Annotated in this window: 3 protein-coding genes; 1 reads left to right on the top strand and 2 read right to left on the bottom strand. The window is 63.4% G+C overall.

The window, feature by feature from the left end; genetic code table 11:
- Nucleotides 1-987, bottom strand: a complete 987-nt coding sequence (locus AB0C46_RS40645) for an IS481 family transposase (RefSeq protein ID WP_362834169.1) — start codon at nucleotides 985-987, stop codon at nucleotides 1-3.
- A gap of 89 nt (nucleotides 988-1,076) precedes the next feature.
- The gene (locus AB0C46_RS40650) at nucleotides 1,077-1,442 is read right to left on the bottom strand and encodes a VOC family protein (protein ID WP_078638018.1); all 366 of its coding nucleotides are present in this window, start codon (nucleotides 1,440-1,442) and stop codon (nucleotides 1,077-1,079) included.
- Between the two features lie 96 nt (nucleotides 1,443-1,538).
- On the opposite strand from AB0C46_RS40650, the gene AB0C46_RS40655 reads away from it, so the two are divergent.
- A complete protein-coding gene (locus tag AB0C46_RS40655; protein WP_362834170.1) occupies nucleotides 1,539-2,504 on the top strand; it encodes a WYL domain-containing protein in 966 nt (321 codons plus the stop codon).
- Nucleotides 2,505-2,549: the final 45 nt, after the last annotated feature.

The raw sequence follows: 2,549 nt of genomic DNA on the forward strand, positions 1-2,549 counted from the left end.
CTAGGTGTACTGATCGGGGACGTTGATTAACCGTGAGTACGGCGGCTGGTTGCCGCAAGCGGTGTGTGGGCGGTGCTGGTTGTAGTGGTGTAGCCACGGCAGCAGAGCGTCTCGGCGTTGTTGCTCGCTGGTGTAACAGCGGGCGTAGGCCCAGCCGTCGGCCATGGTGCGGTGGAAGCGCTCTACTTTGCCGTTGGTCTGGGGACGGTAAGGGCGCGTGAACTTCGGGGTGATCGAGAGGGCGCCGCACGTGTCGCGCCACAGGTAGGACCGGTAGGCACCTCCATTGTCCGAGAGCACTCGTTCGATGGTGACTCCGCGCTCGGCGAACCACTTGACCGCGCGGTGTAGCACGCCGACTGCGGTCACGGCTGTTTCGTCATCGTGAATCTCGGTGTAGGCGACGCGAGAGTGGTCGTCGATGATGGTGTGCACGAATGCGTATCCGAGCTTCGGGCCGCCGTAGGCGTTGCGTGACTTGCCCGGTGTCGCGACGCGATGCTTCTCGCCTTGACGGCGACCGACGTAGCGCCAGCCGCCGCCATCGGGGATGTTCCCGAGCTTCTTCACGTCCACGTGCACAAGTGATCCTGGGTGGTCGTGCTCGTACCGCCGGACGGGTTCACCGGTCGCGCGATCGAGGTAGGCGAGGCGGTTCAGTCGCGCTGATCGCAGGATTTGGTGCACTGTCGACGGGGCGATGTCGAGTCTCGCGGCGAGTTGGACCGGCCCTTCTCGCAGGCGCAGTCGCAGGCTGATGCACCTTTTCGTGACGGTCTCGGGCGTCTTAGTCGGAGACCTCCGTGGACGTGAGGATCGATCCTGCATGGACTCGCCTGCAAGGTAGCGGTCGACCCACCTCTTCACGGTCGGCCAGGACACCTGAAATCGGGCCGCTACTTCGCTGATTGGCCAGCCGTCGTCAACGACGAGTCGAGCGACTTTCATGCGGTGGCGCGGGGTGAGGACAGCGTTCGGATGTGACATTTCTGCGCTCCTGGATAGGGCGAAGGGCCGACCATCGTGTGTGTGGTCGGCCCTTCGAGAACGAACTTGGCGGGTGTGGGGCGTGCAGGTCAGTCCACCGGGGATACCCGAATGAGGTTGCCGTCGGGGTCCGTGATCACGAACGTGCGACCGAAGACAGCGTCGTGCGGCCTCTCCACGACGTGGACTCCCTTTGAGACCCAGTTCGTGAAGATTTCGTCAACTGCCGACGGTGGTCCCGGCACCATCAATCCGACCTCGGTTGTGCGAGGGGTGTTCGGGACCGCGTGCTCGCTGTAGCCGGTCCACAGCGCGAACAGGACGCCGGGGGCAACCTCGAAAGCTACGTAGTGGGGACTGGTGAAGGTCGGTTCGATCTCGAACAGGTCGCTGTAGAAGGTGGTAGCGGACTTGGCGTCGCGGACGCCGATCAGGAATAGGTTCGGTGCGGGCATAGAGCGCTCCTCAACTCAGTGGTTTCTCGGTACCGCTTCAATTGATCGCCGAATCGCGACAGAACCTGTCATCTTTTTCTGCGAACATTGGTCAGCGTGAAGGCTTCAAGGTTGTTGCACCTCTTGCTGCTCCTGCAGGCCCGCCAGCGCATCACCACCGCCGAGCTGGCCAAGCGTCTGGAGGTGTCTCGGCGGACTGTGCTGCGCGACGTTGAGGCGCTCTCGACTGCAGGGGTGCCTGTTTATGCCGAACGCGGGCGCAACGGTGGGATCGTCCTGCTCCCCGGTGCACGGCTCAACGCATCCCATCTGGAACCACCAGAGCTGGAAGCACTCTCCGTAGCGGGTTTGGACAGCACGCAACGTGAGCGCATGGGCCTGTCTGCGATGTGGGAGTCGGCCGCACGCAAGATCGCCGCCCGTCAGGCCGCACCACCTGAGTACCCAAGCCCGCTGCGACTGGCGGATCTAGTGCTGGTGGACAGCACCGCATGGTTTGCCGACTCAGAGGCAGCGGTCGACGTAGCCGATCTGGCATCGGCCCTGCGGCACCGACGCCGACTGCGAATCCAATACCGGCGCAGCGCCGAGAATCAGGCCTCAACGCGGGTGGTCGACCCGTACGGGATCGTGGCGAAGTCCGGCCTCTGGTATCTCGTTGCCGATCACAGGGGCGATGGTCGGCTGTTCGCTCTGGAACGACTCTCGGCCTACGAACGACTCGACGCGCCAGTTGCTCTTCGACCAGACGAAACCCTCCGCACCAGATGGGCCGCGTTGAAGGAACGCACCGAGGGGCAAGGTCGCGTGAGCGTGACCTTTCGCCTGCCAGAACATGGCCTCGACTTGGCGCGGCGCATCCTCGGCACACGCATCCATGATGTCTCCGATGCGGAAAACGGATCATGCACCGTCGTCGTCCGCTACCCCGACATCGAGTCAGTGCGTCAACTCCTCCAATTCGGCGACCACATCGAGATACTCACCCCGCAGACAGCCCGCAAACGCATCAGCCGGCTCGCCAGAGACCTGGCTGAAAGACACTCGACCCCAGCCACGTGACCGATCAGAACGGCCTGCTCTCAATCAACGTCTCCGGTCAGTACA

This window comes from Streptomyces sp. NPDC048637 (assembly GCF_040650675.1).
GTDB lineage: Bacteria > Actinomycetota > Actinomycetes > Streptomycetales > Streptomycetaceae > Streptomyces.